This is a genomic window from Alphaproteobacteria bacterium PA2 (assembly GCA_002256425.1).
Lineage (GTDB): Bacteria > Pseudomonadota > Alphaproteobacteria > Caulobacterales > Caulobacteraceae > Phenylobacterium.
The window spans coordinates 615,040-639,345 of the sequence record NKIZ01000001.1; the positions used below are offsets into that span (position 1 = coordinate 615,040).

Here is a 24,306-nt window from a genome sequence, read left to right on the forward strand (position 1 = left end):
CTATCGCTGGCCGCCGGTCAGGGCGGTGTGGGCGTTGCGGTTCCGCTGATAGGCCGCTTCATCCGTACCCGGGTCGATGGGCCTTTCCTTGCCATAGGACACTGTCGAGATCCGGCTGGGGGCGACGCCCTGGGAAACCAGGAAGTCCCGGACGGAATTGGCGCGCCGGGAGCCCAGGGCCAGATTGTATTCCCGGGTGCCGCGCTCATCGGCATTGCCTTCGACACGGATCTGGACGGCGGGATAGCGGACCAGCCAGGCTGCCTGGGCCTTGAGGGTCGCCACGGCGTCCGGGCGGACGTCGTATTGGTCCACGTCAAAATAGACCAGATCGCCGGCCTTGATCACGAAGTCCTGGGTCGAGCCGGCCATGGGTCCCTGATCGACAGGCTGGCGCGGCGGCGGCGGCTGATAGGCCGGCTGGGTCGGGCGCTGATAGGGGGCGTCGGCAGGGGCCGGGGTCGGCAATTGCGGCTTGGGCCGGGAGGCGCAGGCAGCCATGGACAGGGCCGCTACTGCGACCAGTGACAGCCGAAGGGCGGTTCTGGCTTCGAAGATCATTCCGGGTGTCTCCATGAGCTTTGGGTCGATGGCGCCGACATGCGACGCATTGGGCGGCAGTCTATCTGTAATCGCGGGGCTGGCGAGGTCGATTTCATGGCCCGGCCCCTAGTTCAGCAGAGGGGACCAGGCAGGGTCTGACCCCGACCCCGGATAGGGGGCGGGGCGCAGGATCCGCCCCGTCACATCGACGGTCCAGAGCCTGGGCGGGCCGCCAGGGGTTTCCCGGCTGAACATCAGGACCCGGCCATTGGGCGCCCAGGTGGGGCTGTCGTCCAGATAGCTGGTGGTCAGCAGACGTTCGTCAGAACCGTCGGGGCGCATGACGCCGATATGGAAGGTGTTGCCCGTCTGCTTGGTGAAGGCGATGAAGTCTCCGGCAGGGCTCCAGACCGGCGAGGTATAGCGCCCTGAGCCGAAGGAGATCCGCGAGGCGCCTGAGCCGTCATTGTTCATCACATAGAGCTGGGGCGCGCCACCCCGGTCAGAGTTGAACACCACCCGCCCGCCGTCCGGAGAGAACGAAGGAGATGTATCGATGGACGGATCAGAGGTCAGACGTCGGGCCTGTCGGCTCTTCAGGTCCATCACATAGATGTCGGAATTGCCCGACCGCTCCACGGCGAAGGCCACCTTGCCCCCATCCGGGGAAAACCGCGGCGCAAACACCATGCCCGGAAACTCGCCCAGGCTCTCCCGGCGGGCGGTTTCCAGGTTGAACAGGTAGATGGACGACCCTTCAGGCCGCAGGGACATGAAGGTGATTTCCTGGCTGTTGGACGAGAAGCGCGGCGACATGACAATGGCCTTGCCGTCGGTCAGATAGCTGGGATTGGCGCCGTCCTGGTCCATGATGGCCAGGGTCTTGGTCCGGTTGAGACGACCGCCGCTCTCGGAAACAAATACCACCCGGGTGTCGAAATAGCCCTTCTCGCCGGTCAGGCGCTCATAGACTGCGTCGGAAATCTTGTGGGCGATCCGTCGCCAGTTTTCCGGGGTCGAGGTGAACTGCAGGCCCAGCAGCTGCTGCTCGGAAAACACGTCCCAGAGGCGGAAGTCCACCCTCAGGCGCCCGCCCTCAACCGTGACCTGGCCATTGACCAGGGCCTGGGCGTTGATGGTCTTCCAGAGGGGGAATTGCGGCTGGATGGCCACATCCAGATTCTGTTCGGTGAAGCTCCGGGGGTCGAGGGGCGCGAACAGCCCCGAACGCTCGAGATTGCTGGAGATGACCTGGGAGATTTCCGCCCCGCGGTCGCCCCCGAAGGCCGGAATGGCCACAGGCAGGGGTTTGACATCGCCCTTGTTGACGTCGACCTCGATCTCGGCGCGGGCAGGGGTGGCCAGGCCCAGGCCGCCAAGGGCCATGCAGGGCGCCAGACAGAGGGCCAGCATCAGGCTCATCAGTCGCATGACAGGATCTCCAGGGTCATGAACAGGCCTCCCGGGCGTTGAAATTCACCGCCACACGCTGTCCGAACAGATCGCGGGGAAGAGTCGAAAATGGGGCGGCCTGATGTATGGCGCGAATCGCCCGCTCCGCCGCGGCCTGAATCACCGGATTTGAAGAGTTCTCCAGGCCCCCGGCGTCCACGGTCCCCAGGATCTGACCGCCAAAGCCCAGGGTGAAGGTCGCCCGGATCCTGACGTCCTTGCCCCCTTCCACATCGCAATTGGGGTTCCACCGACGTTGCAGCTCATCAGCCAGCCCGGCCAGGGCGCTGGCTGACAGGCCCTTGGCGGCGCCTGCCGCTTCCCGGGCCTGGAGGGCGGTTTCCGGCCGGGCCGGACCCTTGGGCGCCGACGAGGTCTTCCCGGCCTTGGCCACGGAGGCCGCCAGGGCGTCGAGGTTCAGGGATTTGGCGGGGGGCTTGGCCGCCGCCACCGGGGCGGGCCGGGATGGAGGCGCGGGCTTGGCAGCAGCAGGTTTGGGCGTCACGGCGGCCGGGGTCGGGCTTGGCTTGGGCGTCGGGGCGGGCCTGGCGACCGGTTTCGGAACCGGGGCGGGGGTTGGAACCGGAGCTGGCGCGGGCCTGGGCGCAGGTTGCGGCGGCGGCGGCGCTGCGGCGGGTTCAGGCGGCGCCTCAGGGACTGGAGCTTCCGTCTGGGCCGTCTGGGGCTCGGGCGAGGCTTCCGCCGGGCGGACGTCGGGGATATCGGCGGTGGTCACAAGGGTGACGGGAACGGCGGAACCAGGCGGTAGGTCCCGCGCCCAGGGCTTGAGGAAGACCAGGGCTGCGCCAAGGAGCAGGTGCAGCAGAACTGAACCCGCCATGGCCGGTGAAAGACCTGTCCTGGCGGCCATGAGCCTAGGGCTCCTGCACCGGCGGCGCGCCGAGCAGGGGTTCGGTCCTGGCGCCGGAGGAGGGCCCGCCTGTGTCGGTGATCAGATTGATGGACTTGAAGCCCGAGGTGGAGAGCGCCGCCATGACCTGCGCCACAATGGCGTACGAAGCCTTGCCGTCAGCCCGGACATAGACCGGCTTGGCGCCATCGCTCATGGCCTTCAGTCGGGGCGACAGGGTGGCGAAGGCCACGGCCTGGTCCTGCAGGTAGATCGAGCCGTCCGCGCGGATCGAGACGGTCACCGGCTCGGACTGGTCCTGAATGGCGGCGGCTTCGGTCTTGGGCAGTTCCACCGGCACGCCGGCGGTCAGCAGGGGCGCCGAAATCATGAAGACGATCAGCAGGACCAGCATGACGTCCACCAGGGGCGTCACATTGATTTCCGAAAGGGTTCCCCGGCGGCTGCGACCGTGTCTGCGCCGGCGACCGCCGCCTGCAGCGGCGAAGGCGTCATGGGCCGAGAGCGCCATCAGATCCGCTCCGCCAGCCGCCGCTGGATGGCGGTGGACAGGTCGTCGGCGAAGCTCTCCAGCCGGGCCGTATAACGCGACACGCTGTTGGAGAAGGAGTTGAAGGCGATATAGGCCGGAATGGCGGCGGCAAGGCCGATAGCCGTGGCGAACAGGGCCTCGGCGATGCTGGGGGCGACCACCGCCAGGTTGGTGTTCTTCTGGATGGCGATGGCCTGGAAGCTGTGCATGATCCCCCAGACCGTGCCGAACAGGCCGACAAAGGGCGAGGCGGTGGCGACAATGGCCAGGGCGCTGAGGCCGGATTCAATCCGCACCGCTTCACGGGCCACAGTGGTGTCCAGCACCCGGTCGATCCGCTGGATCAGGAAGGCCACCTGACCGTCATTGAGCTGACCCCGGTTGCGGGTGTCGCGCCACTCCCGCAGGGCGCCCTGCAGCATGCGCGGCAGGGGGTGTGAAGGGTTGTCTCCCGCCTCGGCCGCCACCTCTTCAAGACTGCGGCCCGAGGCCACGTCCTGTTCGAAGTCGAAGGCCTGGCGGTTCAGGGCGGCAAACCGGAAGGACTTGTCCAGAATGATGGTCCACGACCAGAGGGAGGCCAGGGCCAGACCCGTCAGGACCCCCTTCACCACCCAGTCGGCGCGGAGGAAGAGGGCGAAGAAGGAGAAGCTTTCCGGGGTGAGGGCGGCGGGTTCCATGGGCTCTCCGGGGGACGTCAGGCTCTAGACTGGATCAGGTCGGTGGCGAAGTTGCGGCGAACCCATGATCCTTGCCATGATTTGCCCTGGAGCCTTATCCCTCGAGACGGAATCGTTTCGAGGGGCAAATAAGGCTCCAATTCAAAAAGCTAGAGCATGTTTCGATCCGATAACCGGGTCCACTTATCGGGACATGCTCTAGTCGATCAATGGTGCGAGGGCCGCAATCAGTTCCGGCGCCGGCTTGCGGGGTCGACCGCTCATGTCGATGCAGGCGGCCTCCACCTGGGCCGAGCACAGGAGGTCCTCGCCGCGGAAGATGTTCTGGTTGAAGTAGAGCCTAGGCCCCTTGGCCCGGTCGATGGAGGTGCGGACCAGAAGGGCGTCGTCGATCCGGGCGGGCCTGCGGAATTCCAGGGACATCTTCACCACGGTGAAGGCCGCTGACTGCTCCAGCAGGGCGGAATGGCCGACCCCGACCACCCGCAGGAAGTCGCTGCGGCCCCGCTCGAAATAGCGCAGGTAATTGCCGTGATAGACCACCCCGGTGAAGTCGGTGTCCTCGTAATAGATGCGCACCGGCAGGACGTGTTCGCGCCCTTCCATCCAGCCCGCCGTCGGCGCCGTGTCCCGGGGTGTCTCAGCCATGTCAGGTCTCGTCGAACAGGCCGCCCTGGCCGCCAGCTGGCATCTGGGGCGGCGGGGTCAGGCCGATATGGGTATAGGCCTTGGCGCAGGCCATGCGGCCCCGGGGCGTGCGCTGGATGAAGCCCTGTTGCAGGAGGAAGGGCTCGATCACGTCCTCCACCGCGTCCCGGGCCTCGGCGATGGCGTAGGCCAGGGTTTCGACCCCGGCCGGGCCGCCGCCATAGTTCTCGATCAGGGCGCGGAGATAGCGACGGTCCAGGGCGTCGAGGCCTGCGGGGTCCACGTCCAGCCGGGCCAGGGCCTGGGCGGCGGCGGCCTGGCCGATGACGGTGACCCCGTCGGCGGCGGCGAAGTCCCGCACCCGGCGCAGCAGGCGGCCGGCCACCCGGGGCGTGCCCCGGGCCCGGGTGGCGATCTCGGCGGCGCCGTCGGGGGCAAGGTTCAGGCCCAGCTTGCCTGCCGCATGGTTCAGCACCTGGCTGAGTTCGGCGTGGGTGTAGAATTCCAGGCGCAGGGGAATGCCGAACCGGTCGCGGAGAGGCGTGGCCAGCAGGCCCGCCCGGGTGGTCGCCGCCACCAGGGTGAAGGGCGCCAGATCAATGCGGATCGACCGGGCCGAGGGGCCCTCGCCGATGATCAGGTCCAGGACATGGTCCTCCATGGCCGGATAGAGGATCTCCTCCACATTGGCGGCCAGACGGTGGATCTCGTCGATGAAGAGGACGTCCCGGGGTTCCAGATTGGTGAGGATGGCCGCAAGGTCCCCGGCCTTGGCCAGGACCGGCCCCGAGGTGGCACGGAAATTGACCCCCAGCTCCCGGGCGATGATCTGGGCCAGGGTGGTCTTGCCCAGACCCGGAGGCCCGAACAGCAGGACGTGATCCAGGGCCTCGCCCCGGGCCTTGGCGGCGTCGATGAAGACCGAGAGATTGCCCTTGGCCTGGGCCTGACCGACGAATTCCGCCAGGGTCTGGGGCCGCAGGGCGCGGTCGGAAGGGTCCAGGGGCGCAGGCTCGCCGGAGATCAGCCGCTCGCTCAACGGCCCAGCTCCTGCAGGCCGGCCTTGATCAGGGCCTGGACGGAGGCCTCATCGCCAAGGCGCAGAGCGGCCTGCTCCACTACCCGGCGGGCATTGATCTCGGCGACCCCAAGGCTCAGCAGGGCGGCCACAGCTTCACCCACGGCCGAGGGCGGAGGCGGGGCGGAGGCGGCCTGGGCGTGGAAGGCGGCCACAGGGCCGTCGCTGATCGGCTTGCCCTTCAGTTCGGTGACAATCCGCTGGGCGAGCTTGGGACCCACCCCGCTGGCCCGGCCGACCGAGGCCTTGTCGTCACGGGCCACGGCGGCGGCCAGATCCGGCGGCGGCAGGACATCGAGAACGCTCAAGGCCGCCTTGGGCCCGACCCCCTGGATGGACTGCAGCAGGACAAAGGCCCGGCGCTCGTCCCGGCCGAGGAAGCCGTAAAGCTTCATGCCCGTGCTCTCGGCCCACTGGGTCTCTACGTGCAGGACGGTTTCTTCCCCCAGGGCCGGCAGGTGGCCCAGGGTGCGCCCGCCGCAGCGGACCACATAGCCCACCCCGCCCACATCGATCAGGGCCTCTTCCTCGCCAACCTCGGCCACCAGACCCCGCAACCGCCCGATCATGCGGCCGACCTTTCGGTGAGGTGCCGGGCCTTGCGGGCATGGGCGTGGGCGATGGCGACCGCCAGGGCGTCGGCGGCGTCCGCCGTGGTCGGCCCGGCTGTAGGCAGTATGCGGGCGATCATGAAGGCCACCTGGTCCTTGTCGGCGCCGCCGGTGCCCACCACGGCCTTCTTGACCACCTTGGCGGCGTATTCGGCCACGGGCAGGCCAGCCAGGGCAGGCACCACCAGGGCCATGGCCCGGGCGTGTCCGAGCTTCAGGGCCGAGGCGGCGTTATTGTTCATGAAGGTCTCTTCCACCGCCGCCTCATGGGGGGCGTGAAGTTCGACCACCTGGGTAATGCCCTCAAACAGCAGGCGCAGGCGCTCGGCGAAGGGCAGGCTGTCCTTCGGGTTGATCACCCCGTGGGCCACATGGGACAGGCGCGCGCCGTCCACCGTAATGACACCCCAGCCGGTGTGCCTCAGACCCGGGTCCAGGCCCAATATGCGGATCGCAGCCATAGGCCCCCGTTTGAGTCGCGCGTTCAGCTTATGTTCTTACCGCGCCGCAGTTGAGGGGGGAAGGGTTAAGGCGGGGTGAAGGCCAGGTCGGCCACGCCAGACGCCATCCCTTCCCACAAACCCGGGATGGTGATTACCTCAGGCCATCAGTCACCTGACGCGGAGTTGAACCGGGATGGCGGAAAACAAGACCAGGGCCACCATCGCCAGTGTCGAGGCCTATATCGGCGCCTTCACCGACGCCGAACGCCGGGCCGACTGCGAGGCCCTGTCGGCCATGATGTCTCGCGCCACCGGGTGCGAGGCCGTCATGTGGGGGCCGTCCATCGTCGGCTTCGACCTCCACCGCTATCCCCTGGCCAACGGCAAGCAAGGCGAGATCTGCCTGGTGGGGTTCGCCTCCCGCAAGGGCGACATCAGCCTTTACGGCATGGATTCAGTGCTGGATCAGGTGGGCGCCCTAGGCAAGCACAAGACCGGCAAGGGGTGTCTCTATATCCGGAGGCTTTCCGACCTGGATGTCGGGGTGCTGGCAGGGCTCATGGAGAAGGCTGTTGCGGACAGGCGAGCGGGAGACAGGCAGTCGTGTTGAGCAGCCAGGGCTGTTCCAGCGGGAATCCGGAGAATACTGGACCTGTCACCGAGTTCCGTCTCTGCAAGGGGTGTTAACGATGAATAGTAAATACATATACGCGAGAGATATGATAGATAGTGTAATAACAAAGACAAAATACGCGATGATCGCGATGTTGGCATATATTGCATGGTGTATAACAAGTATTGTACTGTCAAATCCAGAGAATTATTCTATAGAGTTGTTCAAATTTTGTCTAATTGTTCTTCCACTATCCATTTTGTTTATGGGATTTGTTATTGTCATTCGGAGGATAGTTTTAAAGATAATTGAAGAATGAGTATAAAGTTACATTGATAATGTACGAAATTCTAATCCCCAGTTATTGCGTTCTATCACCCTAGAAATCGCCCTGCATGGCCAGCCCGCCCACTTGGTCGTGCAAGGCCTGCCACACCATTTGATCCAAAGGGGCAATCACCGGGAGCCGGAATTGCGGTGACACCGGATGAACCCGGTCATCCTTGATCCCCACCGCCCCATGTCCCTCGCAACCCTTCGCCCCTGAGAGCGTTGACAGACCACCAGCCGCCCAGGAACCCACCGGATGCGCAAGTCTGTCGCTACAACCGCCATCGTCCTCTCAACCCTGATGGCGATCGCCGTACCGACGGTCGCCGACGCCGCCCGCCACCGCACCCACAAGGTCTGGGTCTGCCGCAATCCTCAACAAGCCGCCAATACCGGCACGGTTGTCGGCGCCCTTGGTGGCGCGCTCGTGGGGAGTGCGGTAGCTGGTCATGACAACAAGACCGGGGGCGCCATCATTGGCGCGGGCGTCGGGGGCCTGACCGGTCGTCAGGTCGCCAAGATCAACGCAAAGCACAAGTGCCACTACGAGTGGCGGCGCTACTAGAAGCAACAAGGCTGAGGGCGGCGCCGTTTCCGGAACCGCCCCGTTTTTCAGCCCGATCAGGCCATTGCGAATCCCGCCAGGCGCTGGCGGATCAGGGCGTCGGCTTCGGCCATGATGCCGTCGATCAGCTCCTTGCAGGTGGGGATGTCGTGGATCAGGCCGGCGACCATGCCGCAGGACCAGGCGCCGGCGTCCATCTCGCCCTTCTGCATGATGATCGGATAGACCCCGGCCACTTCGCCGATGATGTCCTCGAACTTCAGATTGGCGCCCAGGGCCTTTTCCTTTTCCAGCAGGCGCTCGACCGCGGCGTTGTTCAGCACGCGCTCGGTATTGCGCAGGGAGCGCATGACCAGGCGGGTGTCCAGCTCGCTGGCGTCGACAATGGCCTGCTTCACATTGGGGTGCACCGGGGCTTCCTGGGTGGCGATGAAGCGGGTGCCCATATTGATGCCGTCAGCGCCAAGGGCCAGGGCGGCCACCAGCTGGCGGCCATTGGCCACGCCGCCCGAGGCGACGAAGGGGATCTTCAGCTCTTCGGCGGCGCGGGGCAGGAGGACGAAGTTGGGCACGTCATCCTCGCCGGGGTGACCGCCGCATTCAAAGCCATCAACGCTGACCGCGTCGCAGCCAATGGCTTCGGCCTTGAGCGAGTGACGGACCGAGGTGCACTTGTGGATGACCTTGATCCCGGCCTCCTTCAGGGCGGGAAGGTACTTGGCGGGATTGTTGCCGGCGGTCTCCACGGCCTTCACGCCCGACTCAATGATCGCCTTGATGTAGCCCGGATAGTCCGGCGGGGTGACCGAAGGCAGGAAGGTCAGGTTCACGCCGAAGGGCTTGTCGGTCATCTCCCGGCAGCGGGCGATTTCCTTGGCCAGGTCGTCGGGCGTGCGCTGGGTCAGGCCGGTGATGATGCCCAGGCCCCCGGCGTTGGACACGGCGGCGGCCATTTCGGCCAGGCCGACAAAGTGCATGCCGCCCTGGAGGATCGGGTGCTCAATGCCGAACAGTTCTGTGATGCGGGTCTTCATGGGTGGGTTTCCTCGGGGACGGGTTTGGAAGCTCTGGTTTTGCCGGGCGCCTGTCATGGCGCCTCTCGGCCGACACTCTTATGCGTCGTTTTGGGGGTTTCAATACTGCCGTGGCGTCATGGGCGCTTTGGCGAAGGGAGAAGTATGGGGTAAGAGGCTGGGGAACGCGCCCTCCCAGGATGACTTCCATGATCGCCTCCCTGATTTTCGCCGCCGCAACCGCCACGGCGACACCGGCCGCGGCGCCCGCTTCGACCCCGGCGGCAACCCAGGCTTCCGCCCCTGCGGCAGACGATAACAAGCTGGTCTGCAAGTACACCGCGCCCCTGGGATCGCGGCTTCCGGTCAGGACCTGCAAGACCAAGGGCCAGATGGCCCGGGAAGCCCAGGAAGCCAAGGAACTGACCCGCACCATGCAGAACGCCGGTCCGGAAAAGTCCCAGTAAGCCTAGACCGTGACCCGGGCGAGATTCGGCCGGGGAATAGCCGCCGTAAAAGGCCCTGAGGCCTTGGACTTGTCCATGGCCAGATCCGCCCAGGCCTGGGCGAAGGCGGCGGGCCCGCCAGCGGTCAGGGCGCCCAGTCTGAATGTCACGCCGCGCCCCTTGAGGCCTGTGGTCAGCTGGGCCCAGAGATCCAGATCCTCGGACGGTGTTTCCGCCTCGGACAGGGCGGCGCCCGACAGGATCTTCGCCGTGATCTGCGCCACCGTCCGGTCGCCGACGTCAAAGGCGATGGGCCCAGGGGGCAGGCCCTTCAGGCTGGCGGTCAGTCCGGCCAGGACCATCCGTTGCAGGCTGGTATTGCGATCTCCCCCGGCCTGACCGGTGAGTTCTGCGCCCGACCGGACAAAGGCCCAGCCCCCGCACTTGAAAGCGGGATGCCAGACGGCGCGGGTCCAGATCTGAATAGGGGTGGTCATGGTCTTGCCCTAGCAGGGCGGCGCCTTAGCTTCTAGTCTGGCCAAAAGAGAGGAAACCCCATGAGCACATCGCCAATGGCCCAGGCCGTCCTGCATGATGGCTGGGGCGAGCTGATCCTGTCGCGGCCAGCCCGCAAGAACGCCCTGGTCGGCCCCATGGTCGCTGATCTGCAGGCGGGCCTGGCCACCCTGCTGGCGGGGGGCGCCAAGGCGGTGGTCCTGCGCGGCGCCGAGGGCGTCTTCTGCTCGGGCCTGGACGTGGACGCCTTCGCCGAGGACCCGGCGCCGGCCTGGCGGGCGACCTGGCCCCAAGACTGGGCTGATTGGCACAAGACCCTCTATCGCTGTCCGGCCGTGATCATCTGCGCCATGGAAAAATACGCCATCAATGCCGGCGCCTCCATGGCTCTGGCGGCCGACCTTCTGGTGGCGGGAGAAAATTCCACCCTGCTGGTGGGTGAAGCGGCCCTGGGCATGCTGGCGCCCATGAACATCGCCTGGCTCCGGCTGCGGACCACTGAGGCCGTAGCGGCCCAACTGACCCTTGGCGCCCGTCGCACCGGCGCGGCGGACCTGCTGCGGCTGGGCCTGGCCTATGAGGTGGTTGCGGATGACCAGACCACCGCCCGCGCCTGCGAGCTGGCGGCGACCCTCGGGGGCTATCGCGGTCAGGCCCTGGCGGGGATCAAGGCCGCCCTGCGCGCCGGACGGGCGGACGGCGGCGAGGCTGTGTTTGATGCGGTCCAGTCCACGGGTTTCGTGTCGGCGGCGCCCGGGCGGGTCGCCAAAACCTAGCGCTTCAGAACCTCGACAATGGCGTGGTCGGCGGCCTTGCGGACCACAAGGTCGGCCGTGTCCCTGGCCAGTATGATGTTTTCCCGCAGGTTCTTCAGATTGACCCCGGTCCAGACCATCCGGGCCAGGTCTGCGGTCTGCTCGCGGCTCATGGACCGGAAGCGGGCGTAGAAGGAGGTCGGGTCATGCTCGGCCTCCTCCCAGAGTTCGAGGAACCGCGCCACATACCAGGACTCCAGATCCGCCTCCTCGGCGTCCAGATAGATCAGCAGGTCCAGGGGATCGGGGGCGTGCGGCGCCACGGCCCGGTGCTGCAGGTTCAGCCCCTCGACGATCAGTATGTCCGGCGGGCTGAGGGTCCGCGCCAGGGCCGGGTCAATGTCATAGGCGGTGTGGGAATAGGTCGGGAAGACGGCGGGGCCCGTGCGGATGCCGGTCAGGGCGGCGCGGAAGGCGTCGTTGTCATAGGTGGGCGGAAAGCCCTTCTGATCCAGCAGGCCCAGGGCCGTCAGCTCGGCATTGGGTCGCAGGAAGCCGTCCGTGGCGATGATCTCCACCTCGGCCTTGCCGCCCAGGGCCGATTTCAGCTCTCCGGCCAGGGTCGACTTGCCCGCCGCGACCGCGCCGGTCAGGCCGACAATCAGAGGACCGGAGGACGGCCGGCGGGCGGCGAGGTCCGCAGCCAGGGTGGCGACGGGGCTCATCAGGCCTTCCAGAACTGGAAGGCCTGCAGGCCGCTCAGGATCGAGATCTGCGACAGGCCCAGCAGTTCGGTCAGCTGGAAGGCCGCTATGAAGAAGGCGTTGGAGACCGCCGGAATGAAGAAGATGGCCGCCAGCAGCAGCAGGGGCGCCAGGTTTTCATAGCGTCGCACGGCGGCGCGGACGCCGGCTGGCAGGAAGGGCCGGATGATCCCGTAGCCGTCAAAGCCCGGCGCCGGCAGCAGGTTCAGGACCAGGGCCGTCCCCTGCAGGAAGGCCAGAAAGGCGATGGCGTTGCTCAGGCCCGCCTGGGAAGCGGGCGGCGGAAAGAAGCGGAGGGCTGCGGCCAGACCCAGCATGACCACCAGCGTGCCGACAGGACCCGCCAGGGAGGAGGCCGAGCGCCAGAGCCGGCTGCGCATCAGGTCTTCCCGCAGATAGACCGCGCCGCCGGGAAAGCCGATGCCGCCCAGGGCCAGGGCCAGCAGGGGAAAAATCACCGTGGTCTGCAGGTCGGCGTACTTGCGGGGGTCCATGGACAGATAGCCCTTGCCCTTCACCGTCCAGTCACCGCCCATATAGGCCGCCAGGGCGTGGCCATACTCGTGGACGCCCACGGCCAGCATCCAGCCGGACATGACGAAGACAAAGGTCAGGACCCCGGTCCACTGGGGCGCTGCGGTCAGGCCGACGCCGCTGGCCAGCCAGATCGTGACCACCAGCAGGATGGGATTGCCGCCCATGGACCGGGCAGGGGGCGTCTGGGACGTCGAAACCAAGGCAGGCATCCAGCGAGGCGTCAGACCGCCACCGGCCCAATATGGCCGGGGCTGTGTGGAACTCAAGCTATCTGAGCGCCTCAATCACCAGCGGCATGCCTCCCTGGGGCCGCAGGGTCACATGAGCGGTTGGAAAAACCCGGTGGTCGGGCGCCGGCCTGAAGGTGAACCGGGTCAGCCAGTAGGACAGCAGGATCAGGGCTTCGGACTGGGCGAAAGGCATGCCGATGCAGACATGGGGCCCGGCGCCGAAGGGAATATACTGAAACCGGTGGTGCTCAGCCTTCGCTTCCGGGTCAAAGTTTTCCGGGTTGAACAGGTCAGGGTCGTTCCACAGCTTGCGGTGCCTGTGCATGACCCAGGGCCAGATGCTGATCATGTCGCCCTTCCGGACCTTTTCCCCGCAGACAATGTCATCCGCCAGAGCCTCCCGATCGATCCGGGGGACGGGCGGATAGAGCCGCAGGGTCTCTTCCCAGACCATCCGCAGGTAGGGCAGGTCTTCAAGAATCCCGGAGGGATCATCCGAAGCGGACCAGGCCTCCATCGCTTCCTCCCGCGCCCAGTCCTGGGCTTTGAGGTCCTGGCTCAACAGGTAGAGCGCCCAGGCCAGGCCGTTTGATGTGGTCTCATGGCCGGCGACCATGAAGGTCAGGGCATTGTCCACCGCCAGCTTCGCCGCCTTTTCGGGGGGGTAGCGATCGGCGAATGCGCTGAGCACCCGGCCCATGAAATCCTCGCCGGGATGAGGGTCGGCCTGGCGCCTCCGCACCAGGGCCTCCGCCTTGCTGACCAGATAGGCGGTGCCGGTGCGCCCGCGCCTTTGCAGGGGGCTCTGGTCCAGCCATGGCATGCCGAACAGAAAACCAAGCCGGTATTCGGCGGGGGCGGAAACCGCAGCTTCCAGATGGGGCCGGGCCTCGTTCGGATCCAGGCCGGCCTCGCCGGAAAACAGGGCGGCGTTGATGATGTCGAAGGTCGTGTGAGTGGTCTCGATCGCCATGTCCCGTCGACCAGGGCCCTCGGATTTCCAGCGCCCCGCCGAGGCCTTTGCCTGATCCACGAAGATCGGCAGGAAGGACTTCACCGTGGTTGGAGTGAAGATCGGCGCCATCAGCTTGCGCTGCTCCCGCCAGAGATCTCCTTCGGCTGTGAGCAGGCCTTCGCCAATGGCCGGCGCCAGTGCGTCGCGTATCATCCTGGGTTTGGTGTAGTTGGCATGGTTGTCCAGCAGGACATGCTTGACCCCCTCCGGGTCGCTGATCCCGTGATAGGTCAGGTGAAGCAGGCGGGTCTTCCGGTTTAGGACATCAAAGACCTCCCTCGGCCAGCCGACCAGGGGGTTCCGCGCCGTTTCCCCGAAGAACATGTCGTAAAAGGAAGGCCACCGGTCAGTCTCTTCCGGCGCCGCCGGGCGGAAGGGCTGCGGAACGGCTTCTGGTTTGATCGAGATCATTGCGCCGGTCTCCATGACGGGTCCGGCGGTAAGATGATGCCCGTGCTGCATTGCAACAAACGATAAAAACGTGCACTTCTTGTGATCTGAGCTCACAGGATCGCGGCGATGCGAAAGCGCAATCTTCCGTCACTGACCAGCCTCCGGGCGTTTGAGGCCTTTGCCCGACGGGGCGCCATGACCCTGGCGGCCGAAGAGCTCTTCGTCACCCATGGTGCGGTCAGTCGCCAGGTGCGCTGCCTGGAGGAGAGCCTTGGGCTGCCCCTCACTGAAGGTCCCCGGCACAAGCTCAAGCTGACGGAGGCGGGCGCCGCCCTGGCGCGAACCCTATCGAGCGCCTTCGACCAGATCGAAAGCACCATCACCGCCGTCAACCGCGCCAAGAAGGACGAAGTGCACCTGTCCTGCGTCGGCACCCTGGCCATTCGCTGGCTCATCCCGGCCCTGGCGGACTTTCATGAACGGCATCCGGACCTGCGCGTGCGGGTCACTGAGTCCTATGCCCCTGTGGACTTCTCCAGGGACCGTTTCGATGCGGCGATCCGCATTGCCGAAGCGCCGCCGGTCGCGGGGGTCGAGGCCATCGCCTTTCTGGACAATTTCCATGGACCGGTTCTCTCTCCGCGGCTCAAGGGATCAGGCGAGACCGGTCTGGAAGGCCTGCCAAGACTGACCACCGGAACCCGCCAGTCAGCCTGGTCCGAATGGGAAGGTCATGCCGGGATCACTTTGCCGCCCACCGGGGATGTGCAGGAGTTTGAGCACATCTTCTATGTCCTGGAAGCCGCAGCAGCAGGCCTGGGTGTCGGCCTCAGCCCCTGGATCTATGTGGCCAGGGACATTGCCGAAGGCCGGCTTGCGGCGCCCCTCGGTTTTGTTCCGACCCCATCCCGGTTCTGGTTCCTCACGCCGCACACTGCGCAGGGCAGGGCGGTTGAAGCCTTTCGGGCCTGGCTGATCGAGACCGCAGGCCAGGTGCCTGCCCCGCCACAGGCCCTGCCCGAAACCTTGTGAAAACAACCGTGTTTGGCGTCAGCCGCCTGACCGTGCAATTGAACCGCCGCCCTTCGACAGAGTTTGATTCCCCATGGCCATTCCGTTCATCGACCTTCAGGCCCAGCGTCTGCGCCTCGGCCAGCCCCTGGAGGACGCCATTCTCAAGGTGGTGCGGTCCGGCGCCTACATCATGGGCCCGGAGATCGCCGCCTTTGAGAAGGCCCTGGGCGAGTTCGGCCAGGCGCCGTTTGTCCTGTCCTGCGGCTCGGGCACCGAGGCCCTGCAGCTGCCGCTGATGGCCTGGGGCATTGGCCCCGGCGATGCGGTTTTCTGCCCGTCCTTCACCTTTGCCGCGACGGCCGAAGTCATGCCCCTGGTCGGCGCCTCGCCGGTCTTCGTCGACATCCTGCCCGACACCTTCAACCTGGATCCCGCCAGGCTGGACGCCGCGATTGAAGCCGTAAAGTCAGAGGGCAAGCTGACCCCCCGCGCGATTATCGCCGTGGACCTGTTCGGCCAGCCCGCCGACTATCCGGCCATCGCTGCGGTTGCGGCAAAACACGGCCTGAAACTGATCGCCGACTCCGCCCAGGGGTTTGGCTGCACCCTCAATGGCCATCACCCCCTGCTCTGGGCCGATGTGGCCACCACAAGCTTCTTCCCGGCCAAGCCCCTGGGTTGTTACGGCGACGGCGGCGCCGTCCTGAGCAAGGACGCCGCCTTCCATGACCTGCTGGTCAGCCTGCGGGTCCATGGTCAGGCGGTGAAGGGCGACATCGAAGGCAGGACCTTCGACCATGATCCCAAATACCTGAACATGCGGGTGGGCATGAACAGCCGGATGGACACCATCCAGGCTGCCATCCTGCTGCAGAAGCTCTCCATATTCGCCGACGAGATCGAGGCCCGGAACCGGGTGGCCGATCGCTATGCCGCGGGCCTGTCCGATGTGGTCACCACGCCGAAGGTCATTGATGGCGGGATCAGCGTCTGGGCCCAGTACACCATCGAAACTCCCGATCGCGATGGCCTGATCGCCCACCTCAAGGAGGCCGGTGTTCCGACGGCCGTCTACTACCCGATCCCGATCCACAGGCAGGGAGTCTATAGCGGCTATCCCACGCCTGGCGGCCTTCCGGTGACGGAAGCCAAGTCGGCAACGGTGATGAGCCTGCCCATGCATCCCTATCTGACCGCTGACGATCAGGATCAGGTCATCAGCGCCATCCGCAGTCATGTGGGGCGAAACCGCTGAATACGACCTGAGCGGGTTTGACCAAAGTAAAATGAAACCCTTTCTCAACGCTGATCAGGCCTGATAGCCCAAGGCTGAAAATCGGGGACGGTCATGCGCAGTGAGGTCTTGGACTATCGGGACGGCGGCTGGACACCCGGCGGGGCAAATACCCCTGACGTGGTCTTCGCCTTTCTGGACCCCGACCTGGCGCGACAGAGCACGGCCTTCGCCGATCTGAAGGTCCGCTTTCCCGATACACCCGTCATCGGCTGCACAACCGGGGGCGAGATCGCCGGGGGCGAGGCCATGGTTGGCGGTGGGGTCGCGGCCTGCCTGGGTTTTGATGGCGTGAAGGTCCAGGTGGTGTCCCTGGACATCGCCATGGCCGGGGAAAGTCACGACGCAGGCAAGACCCTGGCGGCCCAGCTTCACGGCGATGATCTCGCCGGTGTCTTTATTGTCTCTGACGGCGCCCGGGTGAATGGCTCGGCCCTGGTGGACGGCTTCCGCGAGATCCTTGGGGAAAACGCCTCGATCAATGGCGGGCTGGCCGGCGATGCTGACCGGTTCGGCGAGACCCTGGTGGGCTGCGACGGCGTCCTGGCGCCAGGCCGGATAGTTGCGGTCGGCTTTTTCGGAAAGGCCCTGCGTCTGCGCACCGGATCCTACGGGGGCTGGCAGGTCTTTGGCCCCATGCGCCGCATTACCCGCTCGGAAGGCAATACCCTCTACGAGATGGACAACAAGTCCGCCCTTGAACTCTACAAGCGTTATCTTGGAGACGAGGCCGAGGCCCTTCCGGGATCCGCCCTCTTCTATCCCCTTCAGGTCTCCAATCCCGCCAACCCCGAAGAGACCGTGGTGCGGACCATTCTGGGCATTGACGAAGCGACGGGGGGCATGAACTTTGCCGGTGACATGCCAGAAGGCTGGACGGCGCAACTGATGGTCGGCGAGATCAATGGACTGATTGAAGGCGCCGGGCAGGCAGGGGTCGAAGCCTCCGGCGCCGGGCCGGACAGCTTCGCCATGCTGGTGTCCTGCATCGGGCGGCGTCTGCTGCTTGGGCAAAAGGCGACCGAAGAGGTGCAGGCTGTGGTCAAGGCCCTGGGCGGTGTCGCCCATGCGGGCTTTTATTCCTATGGCGAAATCTCTCCAAACGGGTATCAGGGCACCTGCAACCTGCACAACCAGACCATGACGGTGACGGTGTTTGAGGCCGTATGATGCATTCCCTGCTCGCAAGGCAGATAGAACAGTGCACCTCACCGGACGGTCAGCTTGATACGGACAAGCTGATCGCCCTGGTGTCATCGGCCTATTCCGATGACTCCCGCGCCCGGGACCGACTGGAACGATCCATCCGCCTCATGTCGGAGGAGATGGCCGAACTCAACAGCCAGATCGCCCTCGAAGCCCGCCAGACCGTAAACAACTTCATCCTCAAAACCCGCGAGCCCCTCCTTGCCGTGGACAGCCGCGGCGCAGTGACCCTGGCCAATGCGGCTGCAGCCTGGAACCTTGGAGCCGCCGAGCCCGTGGATCTGATCGGGCGGCAGGCCGAAGACTTCATTCCCGGCTCGCTGGCGACCGCCTATGTTCCGAGCGAAGTGATCGCCAAACGCCTGGACGGAACGACCTTTCCCGCCTCCGTGACCGTCAGTGTTGGCAAGGTGGATGGCGAGAACTTCCGGCTGGTCAGCATCCGCGATGAGTCTGAACGTCAGGCCCGGGAACTGGCCCTGAAACAGGCCAAGGAAGCGGCTGAGAACGCCAATGAAGCCAAGTCGAGCTTCCTGGCCATGATGAGCCATGAACTGCGCACCCCCCTCAACGCCCTGCTGGGCTCTGCAGAACTGCTGGCCAGGACGCCGCTTGATGAAAAGCAGGCGGGCTATCTTCGCATGTTCAACCAGGCCGGCCGGTTGATCATGGCCCAGGTGAACGACGTCCTCGACTATTCAAAGATCGAGGCCGGACAGCTGGAAATCGAGGCCCATCCCACCAGTCTGCAGGACCTTGCGGCCGAAGTCGGCGCCATGTGGAGCGATCCGGCGCGCCTGAAGGGCATTGACCTGACGGTGGATACAGGTGGCCTCGACAGCGACATGGTGCTGGGGGACCCGACGAGGCTGAGGCAGATCATCTTCAACCTGGTCTCAAACGCCGTGAAATTCACGACCCGCGGCGGCGTGTCCATTAATCTGAGCAGCAAAACTGAGCAGGGCGTCTGCCAGCTCCGGATCGACGTCGCCGACACGGGGATCGGCATTCCTCCGGAGCGCCTGGAGTCCATCTTCAGCCCGTTTGTCCAGGCAGACAGCAGTATCACCCGGCAATATGGCGGCACGGGTCTCGGGCTCGCCATCGCCCGATCGCTGGCAACCCAGATGGATGGGGACCTTACCCTGGTCTCCAGGATTGGCCGCGGGTCCACCTTCACCTTCAGCGCCAGGCTGGCCGCAACCGTGCTTGATCCTGCGGAGCGTCAGGCCGCCGCCCACGAAGAGGACGAAGCCCCGGAGCTGCGGGTGCTGGCGGTGGATGACAATGAGCTCAACCGCCGGATTCTCGGCGCCATGCTGGAGATGTGGCCAGTGGAGGTCAGCTGGGCGACCAACGGGGTTGAAGCCCTGGACCTGCTGGGCAAGTCGCCCTTCGATGTGGTGCTCATGGACGCCCAGATGCCCGTCATGGACGGACTGACGGCGACCCGAAGGCTGAGGGCCATCGAGGGCCCGAACCGGACCGTGCCGGTGGTGGCCCTGACCGCCAATGTTGGCGCCGCGGACCGCAACGCCTGCCTTGAGGCCGGCATGACAGATTTCGTCGCCAAGCCGATCAGCGCCGAGTCCCTGATGGGGGCCCTCGTCCGCGCCGCCAATCACCCGACGGCTGTTCATGCAGCCGCCGAATAGACCCCTGGCCTAGCCGCCGTACTTGTCCATGTCGGCGTCGGAAATCTCGTAATTGCCATAGACGTTCTGGACGTCGTCATCGTCTTCCAGGGCGTCGATCATCTTCAGCAGGGTGGCGACGGTGTCGCCTTCCACAGGGACCCCTGATTTCGGACGCCAGATGATGTGCGTCGACTTGGCGACGCCCAGGCTGGCTTCCAGGGCCTGGGAGACTTCCGAAAGGGCGTCAAAGGCGGTGTAGACCGTGTGGCCTTCCTCATCGGACTCAACGTCTTCGGCGCCGGCCTCGATGGCGGCTTCCATCACCGAATCTTCCGTGCCCGCCGAGACCGGATAGGTGATCTGGCCCAGCCGGTCGAACATGAAGGACACCGAACCGGTTTCACCCAGATTGCCGCCATTCTTCGAGAAGATGGAGCGGACATTGGCTGCGGCGCGGTTGCGGTTGTCGGTCAGGACCTCGACGATGACGCCGGTGCCGCCGGGGCCAAAGCCCTCATAACGGATTTCGTCATAGGTCTCGCCATCGCCGCCGGTGGCCTTCTTGATGGCCCGGTCGATATTGTCCTTGGGCATGGACTCGGCCTTGGCGTTGGCCACGGCCAGCCGCAGGCGGGCGTTCATGTTGGGGTCGGGCATGCCCGACTTGGCGGCCACGGTGATTTCGCGCGACAGCTTGGAGAACAGCTTGGACCGGACCGCATCGGCGCGGCCCTTGCGGTGCATGATGTTCTTGAATTTCGAATGGCCGGCCATGGGATCTCGATCAGGCGGTTTGAATTGGACCGCGCTTTTAGCCTTGCAGGGCGCGGAACGCCAGACGCTGACGACGGTTAGGTGTTTCAGATCAAGGACGCAGGCCCTGATCCATGACGGGATCAGGCCTCGCACCGGGAGATCGCCCATGCCCAAGACCGACATCGATGTCCTGTAGGACCCGCCCGACGAGCCTGTCGTGCACTGGCAGGAACGCCCGCCGCCCCCGGTTGCGTTGGGCGGCGCCGTGACTGCAGCCTTCGCCCTGGGGGTCGGCCTGACCCTTGGGGTGCTGGCGGTCTTGCGGGCGACAGATCGCCGCTAGACCTCGATGCGGGTGATCTGCCCGCCTTGGAGGCGAAAGAAAGCGTCCTGGGGTACGGCCTGTGTCAGGGTCTCTTCCCGACTGAGCCCGGCATAGACCCCGCGCAGGACGCGGGTGGTGACGCCGTGGGAGACGGCGATGATCCTGCGCTCGCCTTCCGGCGGCAGGCCGTCCAGCCAGGCGCGGGTCCGGGCTGCGGTAGAGTCAAAGCTTTCCCCATCCGGAGAACTGAAGCTCCATCCTGATGCATTGAAGCTTGGGCCCGCCTCCTGTTCGACCTCGGACCGAAGGCGGCCGTCCCATCGGCCAACCGTGATTTCGATCAGCCTGGGGTCGGTTTCGATTTCAGGGAGGTTCAAGGCTTCAGCGACGATTCTGGCCGTGGCCTGTGCGCGGCCAAGGGGACTGGCGATGATGCGCCAATCCCCGGGCTTCGGGATCAGGGCCCCCAGGCGACGCCCCATGGCGCCTGCCTGGGTAACACCCAGTTCCGTCAGGGGTGAATCCAGATGTCCCTGAAAACGGAGCTCGCGATTGAACTCCGTCTGGCCGTGTCTCAGCAGATAGATCACTTCTTGCGGCGGACCACGGGATGGGAGCTGGAAAGGCCGCCGTCCACCACAATGGCCTGACCGTTCACATAGGAGCTGTCGTCAGAAGCCAGCCACAGGCCGGCATGGGCGATTTCCGAAGGCACGCCATAGCGAGCCATGGGGTTCAGCTGGCCGATCTTGTCCTCATTGCCCCGGGCCCGGGCGCCGTCAAAGATCGGCTTGGTCATGCCGGTCTCGATCAGGCCGGGGCAGATGCAGTTGACCCGCACGCCGGTGCCATAGAACTCGTTGGCCGAGGTCTGGGCCAGGTTGATCACCCCGGCCTTTGAGGCCGAATAGGGCGAGCCGCCGGCGCCCGAGCGGATGCCCGCCACCGACGCCGTGCAGATGATCGAGCCCTTGCCTGCGGGAACCATGATCTTCGTGGCGTGCTTGATGGCCAGGAAGGGGCCGATCAGGTTGACCCGCAGGACCTCGGCCCAGAAGGCGGCGTCCTGTTCCTCGAAAGGCGTCCAGCCGCCGGAAATGCCGGCATTGGCCCAGACCGCGTCCAGACCGCCATATTCCGAGACGGCTGCAGCCAGCAGGCTTTCCACAAAGGCTTCGTCGCCGGCGTCGCCGACCCTGGATTTCGCCACCCCGCCGGCGTCCCGGACCATCTGGGCGGTCTCATCCACCGTCTCGAACTTGTCGGCGATCATCAGGCTGGCGCCCTCGCTGGCGAACAGCAGGGAGCTGGCCCGGCCAATGCCCGAGCCCGCGCCGGTGATCACAACGGTCTTGCCGGAGAGACGTCCCATGTCGAAATCCTTTTATGGTCTTGATCAGTTGGCCTTGGTCGCCGCCGCCAGAATGGCGTCGAGGAAGATGTCGTAGAGAGCGGGGGGCATGTCGTGGCCCATGCCGGGAATGACGCGCAGTTCAGAGCCTGGAATCGCCCTGGCCGTGGCCTCGCCGCCCGCCAGCTGCACCAGCGGGTCATCGGCCCCGTGCAGGATCACCGCCGGGATTGTCAGCTTGCCCAGCCGTTCCGTCCGATCGCCGTCGCCGCGGATGGCGCCCATCTGCCGGGCCGAGCCGGTGGGGTTGTAGGCCCTGGCGTGTTCCGCCGCGGCCCTCGCGCGCAGGCCGCCCTCTGGCCAGGGATAGCCAGGGCTGCCGATGGTCGTGGCGCTGGCGACGGCATGGTCCAGATAGGCCTCGTAGTGCGTCGCCGGATCCGGCGGGACCGCCGTCAGGGTCGCCCCGGCTTCGGGTCTGGGATCCAGGGTGCCGGCTGCGCCCGTCGCCGACATGATGGAGGTCAGGGACAGGATCCGGTCAGGGTGCTCGATGGCCGTCAGCTGGGCGATCATCCCGCCCATGGAGACCCCCGCCACATGAGCCTGCCGCACGCCCAGGGCGTCCAGCACCGCCATGCCGTCGGCGACCATGTCGGACAGGCTGTACTTGTCCCCCGGCTGGAACCAGGTGGACTTGCCCGTGTCGCGATTGTCGAACCGCACGGCCCGATAGCCCCGGGCGGTCAGCAGGGCGCAGAAGGCCTCCGGCCAGCGGGTCATCTGGGACCCGAGGCCATTGATCAGCAGCACGGTCGGCGCGCCGTCATCGCCGAAGCTCTCGTAATTGATCTCGACGGCGCCGTTCCGGGTGGTCGGCATGTGCGTTTCCTTCTGGCCTAGGGCACCATGACCACGCGGCCGACGGCGGCGCGGCTTTCGATATAGGCGTGGGCGGCGGCGGCGTCAGACAGGGAGAAGACCTTGTCGATGACCACTTCCAGCTCGCCCTTTGCAGCGTCTTCGATCAGCTGCTGGATATTGTCGTGGACGCGATCCGTGCCGATTTCAGCGCCCAGGAAGACCCCGGACAGGGTGCGGTTGCCGCCCATCATCGAGCCGACATCCACCACCATGGGCTCGCGACCTGCAGCGCCGACCATGGAGACCCGGCCGCGATAGGCCAGGCTGTTGATCGAGCCCTGCAGGGTGGGGCCGCCGACGGAGTCGACAATCACATTTGCGCCCTTGTTGTCGGTCAGGCGCATGACCTCTTTGACCACGTCCTTTTCGGCATAGTTGATGCCATGGTCGAGACCCAGGGGCTTGAGGCGCTCGAGCCGGGCGTCCGAGGAGGCAGTGGCCAGGATCAGGCCGGCGCCCGCGCGTTTCGCCAGCTGGATGGCGGCGACGCCGACGCCGCTGGCGCCGGCCTGGATCAGGACGGTCTCGCCCTTCTGCATGCGGCCGAATTCGAACAGGCAGTCATGGGCCGTGCCGAAGGTCACCGGAATGGCGGCGGCCTTCTTCAGGTCATAGCCGTCAGGAACGATCCAGCAATTGCGGGCCGGCACGGCTCGGAGCGAGGCGTGGCTGCCGATGGAGTTGAGGGTGGCGACCTTCTGGCCCACATGCAGGTGGTGAACCTCGGCGCCAACTTCGATGATTTCGCCGGCGGCCTGATAACCGACAATGTGCGGCCGGGTGACCAGCTGACCCCGCCAGCGGCTGAGGGTGTCGCCGCCTTCAATGGCGATGGCCTCGACCTTGATGATGACGCCTTTGGGGTGAAGCTGGGGGTCCGGGACCTCCTCGTACTTCAGAACTTCGGGGCCACCGTTCTCGTAATAGACAGCTGCCTTCATCGCGCCCTCCCAGGACCACATATTGGCTCAAACAATTGTTTGGACCACGACTTCTCACGGCCTAGGTTCGGGGGCAAGTCCGAGTCTCAGGTCCCGATTGTTCCAAGGGGGGCGCTCACATGAATCTCGCCAAACAACAGGTCGATATCGGCCTCGCCACCAATGACATCGAACCCATGCTGGCCTTCTGGCAGGGTGAGGCAGGCATACCCTTTGACCACCTGCTCAAGGTGCGGCGGGGGCACAATCAGCATCGCCACGACGCCCTTGGGTCTGTCCTCAAGATCAACCACCAGGAAACGCCCATCGTCGATGCGCCGCCTGGCGGCTATCGCGAACTGCTCGTCGCCCGGGATGGCCTGACGACGCCCCGGCCACTGCTGGATCCTGAAGGCAACCGGGTGACCTTGGTTCCGCCCGGCCATGAGGGCGTCACCCAGATCGGCATACGCATGGCCGTGCGCAGCATCGCCGCCCACCGGAAATTCTATGCCGAAGCCCTTGGCCTGGCCGAAGAGCCCCGGGAGTCAGGGGCAGCCTTCCGGGCCGGCGAGACCCTGCTCCTGCTGGACGAAAGCCCGGACGCTCCCTCCGACGCCGGCATGACCGGTCGGGGCTGGCGCTACATCACCTTCCAGATCTTCAAGGTGGATGACGAGCACGCCAGGGTCCTGGCCGCGGGCGGCCGCGAGGCCATGCCGCCCACCACCCTTGGAACCACGGCGCGGATCTCCATGGTCCGCGACCCTGACGGCAACTGGATCGAGCTGTCCCAGCGGGCCTCCCTCGTTGGGGCAATTTGAAACAGGCGACAGGGGTTGAT

Annotated in this window: 28 protein-coding genes; 9 read left to right on the top strand and 19 right to left on the bottom strand. The window is 65.7% G+C overall.

The window, feature by feature from the left end:
• The 9 genes from pal to CFE28_03120 form a co-directional block, all read right to left on the bottom strand.
• The gene (pal, locus tag CFE28_03080) at nt 1–561 is read right to left on the bottom strand and encodes a peptidoglycan-associated lipoprotein (protein OYU69068.1); all 561 of its coding nucleotides are present in this window, start codon (nt 559–561) and stop codon (nt 1–3) included.
• Between the two features lie 108 nt (nt 562–669).
• Nucleotides 670–1,974, bottom strand: a complete 1,305-nt coding sequence (tolB, locus tag CFE28_03085) for a Tol-Pal system beta propeller repeat protein TolB (protein ID OYU69069.1) — start codon at nt 1,972–1,974, stop codon at nt 670–672.
• A 16-nt stretch (nt 1,975–1,990) separates the two neighbouring features.
• A complete protein-coding gene (locus CFE28_03090) occupies nt 1,991–2,866 on the bottom strand; it encodes a cell envelope biogenesis protein TolA (protein ID OYU69070.1) in 876 nt (291 codons plus the stop codon).
• 4 nt (nt 2,867–2,870) lie between these two features.
• Nucleotides 2,871–3,377: a protein TolR gene (locus CFE28_03095; GenBank protein OYU69071.1), complete on the bottom strand. Its 507-nt coding sequence runs from the start codon at nt 3,375–3,377 to the stop codon at nt 2,871–2,873.
• A complete protein-coding gene (gene tolQ, locus CFE28_03100) occupies nt 3,377–4,078 on the bottom strand; it encodes a protein TolQ (GenBank protein OYU69072.1) in 702 nt (233 codons plus the stop codon). Before tolQ ends, CFE28_03095 begins: the two co-directional genes overlap by 1 nt.
• A 198-nt stretch (nt 4,079–4,276) precedes the next feature.
• Complete coding sequence (gene ybgC, locus CFE28_03105; protein OYU69073.1) at nt 4,277–4,726, bottom strand: tol-pal system-associated acyl-CoA thioesterase; 450 nt, start codon at nt 4,724–4,726, stop codon at nt 4,277–4,279.
• Between the two features lies 1 nt (nt 4,727).
• Complete coding sequence (locus CFE28_03110) at nt 4,728–5,765, bottom strand: Holliday junction branch migration DNA helicase RuvB (protein OYU69074.1); 1,038 nt, start codon at nt 5,763–5,765, stop codon at nt 4,728–4,730.
• A complete protein-coding gene (locus CFE28_03115) occupies nt 5,762–6,373 on the bottom strand; it encodes a Holliday junction branch migration protein RuvA (GenBank protein OYU69075.1) in 612 nt (203 codons plus the stop codon). Before CFE28_03115 ends, CFE28_03110 begins: the two co-directional genes overlap by 4 nt.
• The gene (locus CFE28_03120; protein ID OYU69076.1) at nt 6,370–6,876 is read right to left on the bottom strand and encodes a crossover junction endodeoxyribonuclease RuvC; all 507 of its coding nucleotides are present in this window, start codon (nt 6,874–6,876) and stop codon (nt 6,370–6,372) included. The genes CFE28_03115 and CFE28_03120 overlap by 4 nt, the downstream gene beginning before the upstream one ends.
• A 175-nt stretch (nt 6,877–7,051) precedes the next feature.
• Here CFE28_03120 and CFE28_03125 point away from each other — a divergent pair, with 175 nt between their 5' ends.
• The gene (locus CFE28_03125) at nt 7,052–7,468 is read left to right on the top strand and encodes a hypothetical protein (protein ID OYU69077.1); all 417 of its coding nucleotides are present in this window, start codon (nt 7,052–7,054) and stop codon (nt 7,466–7,468) included.
• 589 nt (nt 7,469–8,057) lie between these two features.
• A complete protein-coding gene (locus CFE28_03130; GenBank protein OYU69078.1) occupies nt 8,058–8,366 on the top strand; it encodes a hypothetical protein in 309 nt (102 codons plus the stop codon).
• A 56-nt stretch (nt 8,367–8,422) separates the two neighbouring features.
• Here CFE28_03130 and CFE28_03135 read toward each other — a convergent pair whose 3' ends face one another.
• The gene (locus tag CFE28_03135; GenBank protein OYU69079.1) at nt 8,423–9,400 is read right to left on the bottom strand and encodes a nitronate monooxygenase; all 978 of its coding nucleotides are present in this window, start codon (nt 9,398–9,400) and stop codon (nt 8,423–8,425) included.
• Between the two features lie 188 nt (nt 9,401–9,588).
• On the opposite strand from CFE28_03135, the gene CFE28_03140 reads away from it, so the two are divergent.
• Entirely contained in the window at nt 9,589–9,846 is a 258-nt protein-coding gene (locus CFE28_03140) for a hypothetical protein (protein OYU69080.1), read from the top strand.
• A 2-nt stretch (nt 9,847–9,848) separates the two neighbouring features.
• Here CFE28_03140 and CFE28_03145 read toward each other — a convergent pair whose 3' ends face one another.
• Nucleotides 9,849–10,322, bottom strand: coding sequence for a hypothetical protein (locus tag CFE28_03145; GenBank protein ID OYU69081.1), 474 nt, complete (start codon nt 10,320–10,322; stop codon nt 9,849–9,851).
• A gap of 60 nt (nt 10,323–10,382) precedes the next feature.
• Here CFE28_03145 and CFE28_03150 point away from each other — a divergent pair, with 60 nt between their 5' ends.
• Nucleotides 10,383–11,117, top strand: a complete 735-nt coding sequence (locus tag CFE28_03150) for an enoyl-CoA hydratase (protein ID OYU69082.1) — start codon at nt 10,383–10,385, stop codon at nt 11,115–11,117.
• Here CFE28_03150 and CFE28_03155 read toward each other — a convergent pair.
• The 3 genes from CFE28_03155 to CFE28_03165 all read right to left on the bottom strand — a co-directional run bounded on the left by CFE28_03155 (nt 11,114) and on the right by CFE28_03165 (nt 14,104).
• A complete protein-coding gene (locus CFE28_03155) occupies nt 11,114–11,821 on the bottom strand; it encodes a type I pantothenate kinase (GenBank protein ID OYU69083.1) in 708 nt (235 codons plus the stop codon). The two genes, CFE28_03150 and CFE28_03155, sit on opposite strands and share 4 nt — an antisense overlap.
• Nucleotides 11,821–12,561: a site-2 protease family protein gene (locus CFE28_03160; GenBank protein OYU69084.1), complete on the bottom strand. Its 741-nt coding sequence runs from the start codon at nt 12,559–12,561 to the stop codon at nt 11,821–11,823. The genes CFE28_03155 and CFE28_03160 overlap by 1 nt, the downstream gene beginning before the upstream one ends.
• Nucleotides 12,562–12,664: 103 nt before the next feature.
• A complete protein-coding gene (locus CFE28_03165; protein OYU69085.1) occupies nt 12,665–14,104 on the bottom strand; it encodes a hypothetical protein in 1,440 nt (479 codons plus the stop codon).
• Between the two features lie 57 nt (nt 14,105–14,161).
• Here CFE28_03165 and CFE28_03170 point away from each other — a divergent pair, with 57 nt between their 5' ends.
• From CFE28_03170 to CFE28_03185, 4 genes are all read left to right on the top strand, one after another.
• Nucleotides 14,162–15,067, top strand: coding sequence for a LysR family transcriptional regulator (locus tag CFE28_03170; protein OYU69086.1), 906 nt, complete (start codon nt 14,162–14,164; stop codon nt 15,065–15,067).
• 73 nt (nt 15,068–15,140) lie between these two features.
• Nucleotides 15,141–16,304 carry an aminotransferase DegT gene (locus CFE28_03175; GenBank protein ID OYU69087.1) on the top strand — a complete coding sequence of 388 codons (1,164 nt, stop codon included), beginning with the start codon at nt 15,141–15,143 and terminating at the stop codon, nt 16,302–16,304.
• Between the two features lie 93 nt (nt 16,305–16,397).
• Nucleotides 16,398–17,513, top strand: coding sequence for a hypothetical protein (locus CFE28_03180; GenBank protein OYU69088.1), 1,116 nt, complete (start codon nt 16,398–16,400; stop codon nt 17,511–17,513).
• Nucleotides 17,510–19,204, top strand: a complete 1,695-nt coding sequence (locus CFE28_03185) for a hybrid sensor histidine kinase/response regulator (GenBank protein OYU69089.1) — start codon at nt 17,510–17,512, stop codon at nt 19,202–19,204. Before CFE28_03180 ends, CFE28_03185 begins: the two co-directional genes overlap by 4 nt.
• A 9-nt stretch (nt 19,205–19,213) precedes the next feature.
• On the opposite strand, the gene CFE28_03190 is transcribed toward CFE28_03185, so the two are convergent.
• From CFE28_03190 to CFE28_03210, 5 genes are all read right to left on the bottom strand, one after another.
• Nucleotides 19,214–19,960, bottom strand: a complete 747-nt coding sequence (locus CFE28_03190; protein ID OYU69090.1) for a YebC/PmpR family DNA-binding transcriptional regulator — start codon at nt 19,958–19,960, stop codon at nt 19,214–19,216.
• Nucleotides 19,961–20,281: 321 nt separating this feature from the next.
• Entirely contained in the window at nt 20,282–20,857 is a 576-nt protein-coding gene (locus CFE28_03195; GenBank protein ID OYU69091.1) for a phosphoglycerate kinase, read from the bottom strand.
• Nucleotides 20,854–21,639 carry an oxidoreductase gene (locus CFE28_03200; protein OYU69092.1) on the bottom strand — a complete coding sequence of 262 codons (786 nt, stop codon included), beginning with the start codon at nt 21,637–21,639 and terminating at the stop codon, nt 20,854–20,856. Before CFE28_03200 ends, CFE28_03195 begins: the two co-directional genes overlap by 4 nt.
• A 24-nt stretch (nt 21,640–21,663) precedes the next feature.
• The gene (locus tag CFE28_03205; protein OYU69093.1) at nt 21,664–22,500 is read right to left on the bottom strand and encodes an alpha/beta hydrolase; all 837 of its coding nucleotides are present in this window, start codon (nt 22,498–22,500) and stop codon (nt 21,664–21,666) included.
• A gap of 17 nt (nt 22,501–22,517) precedes the next feature.
• The gene (locus CFE28_03210) at nt 22,518–23,483 is read right to left on the bottom strand and encodes an NADP-dependent oxidoreductase (GenBank protein ID OYU71528.1); all 966 of its coding nucleotides are present in this window, start codon (nt 23,481–23,483) and stop codon (nt 22,518–22,520) included.
• A 119-nt stretch (nt 23,484–23,602) separates the two neighbouring features.
• Here CFE28_03210 and CFE28_03215 point away from each other — a divergent pair, with 119 nt between their 5' ends.
• Entirely contained in the window at nt 23,603–24,286 is a 684-nt protein-coding gene (locus CFE28_03215; GenBank protein OYU69094.1) for a bleomycin resistance protein, read from the top strand.
• Nucleotides 24,287–24,306: the final 20 nt, after the last annotated feature.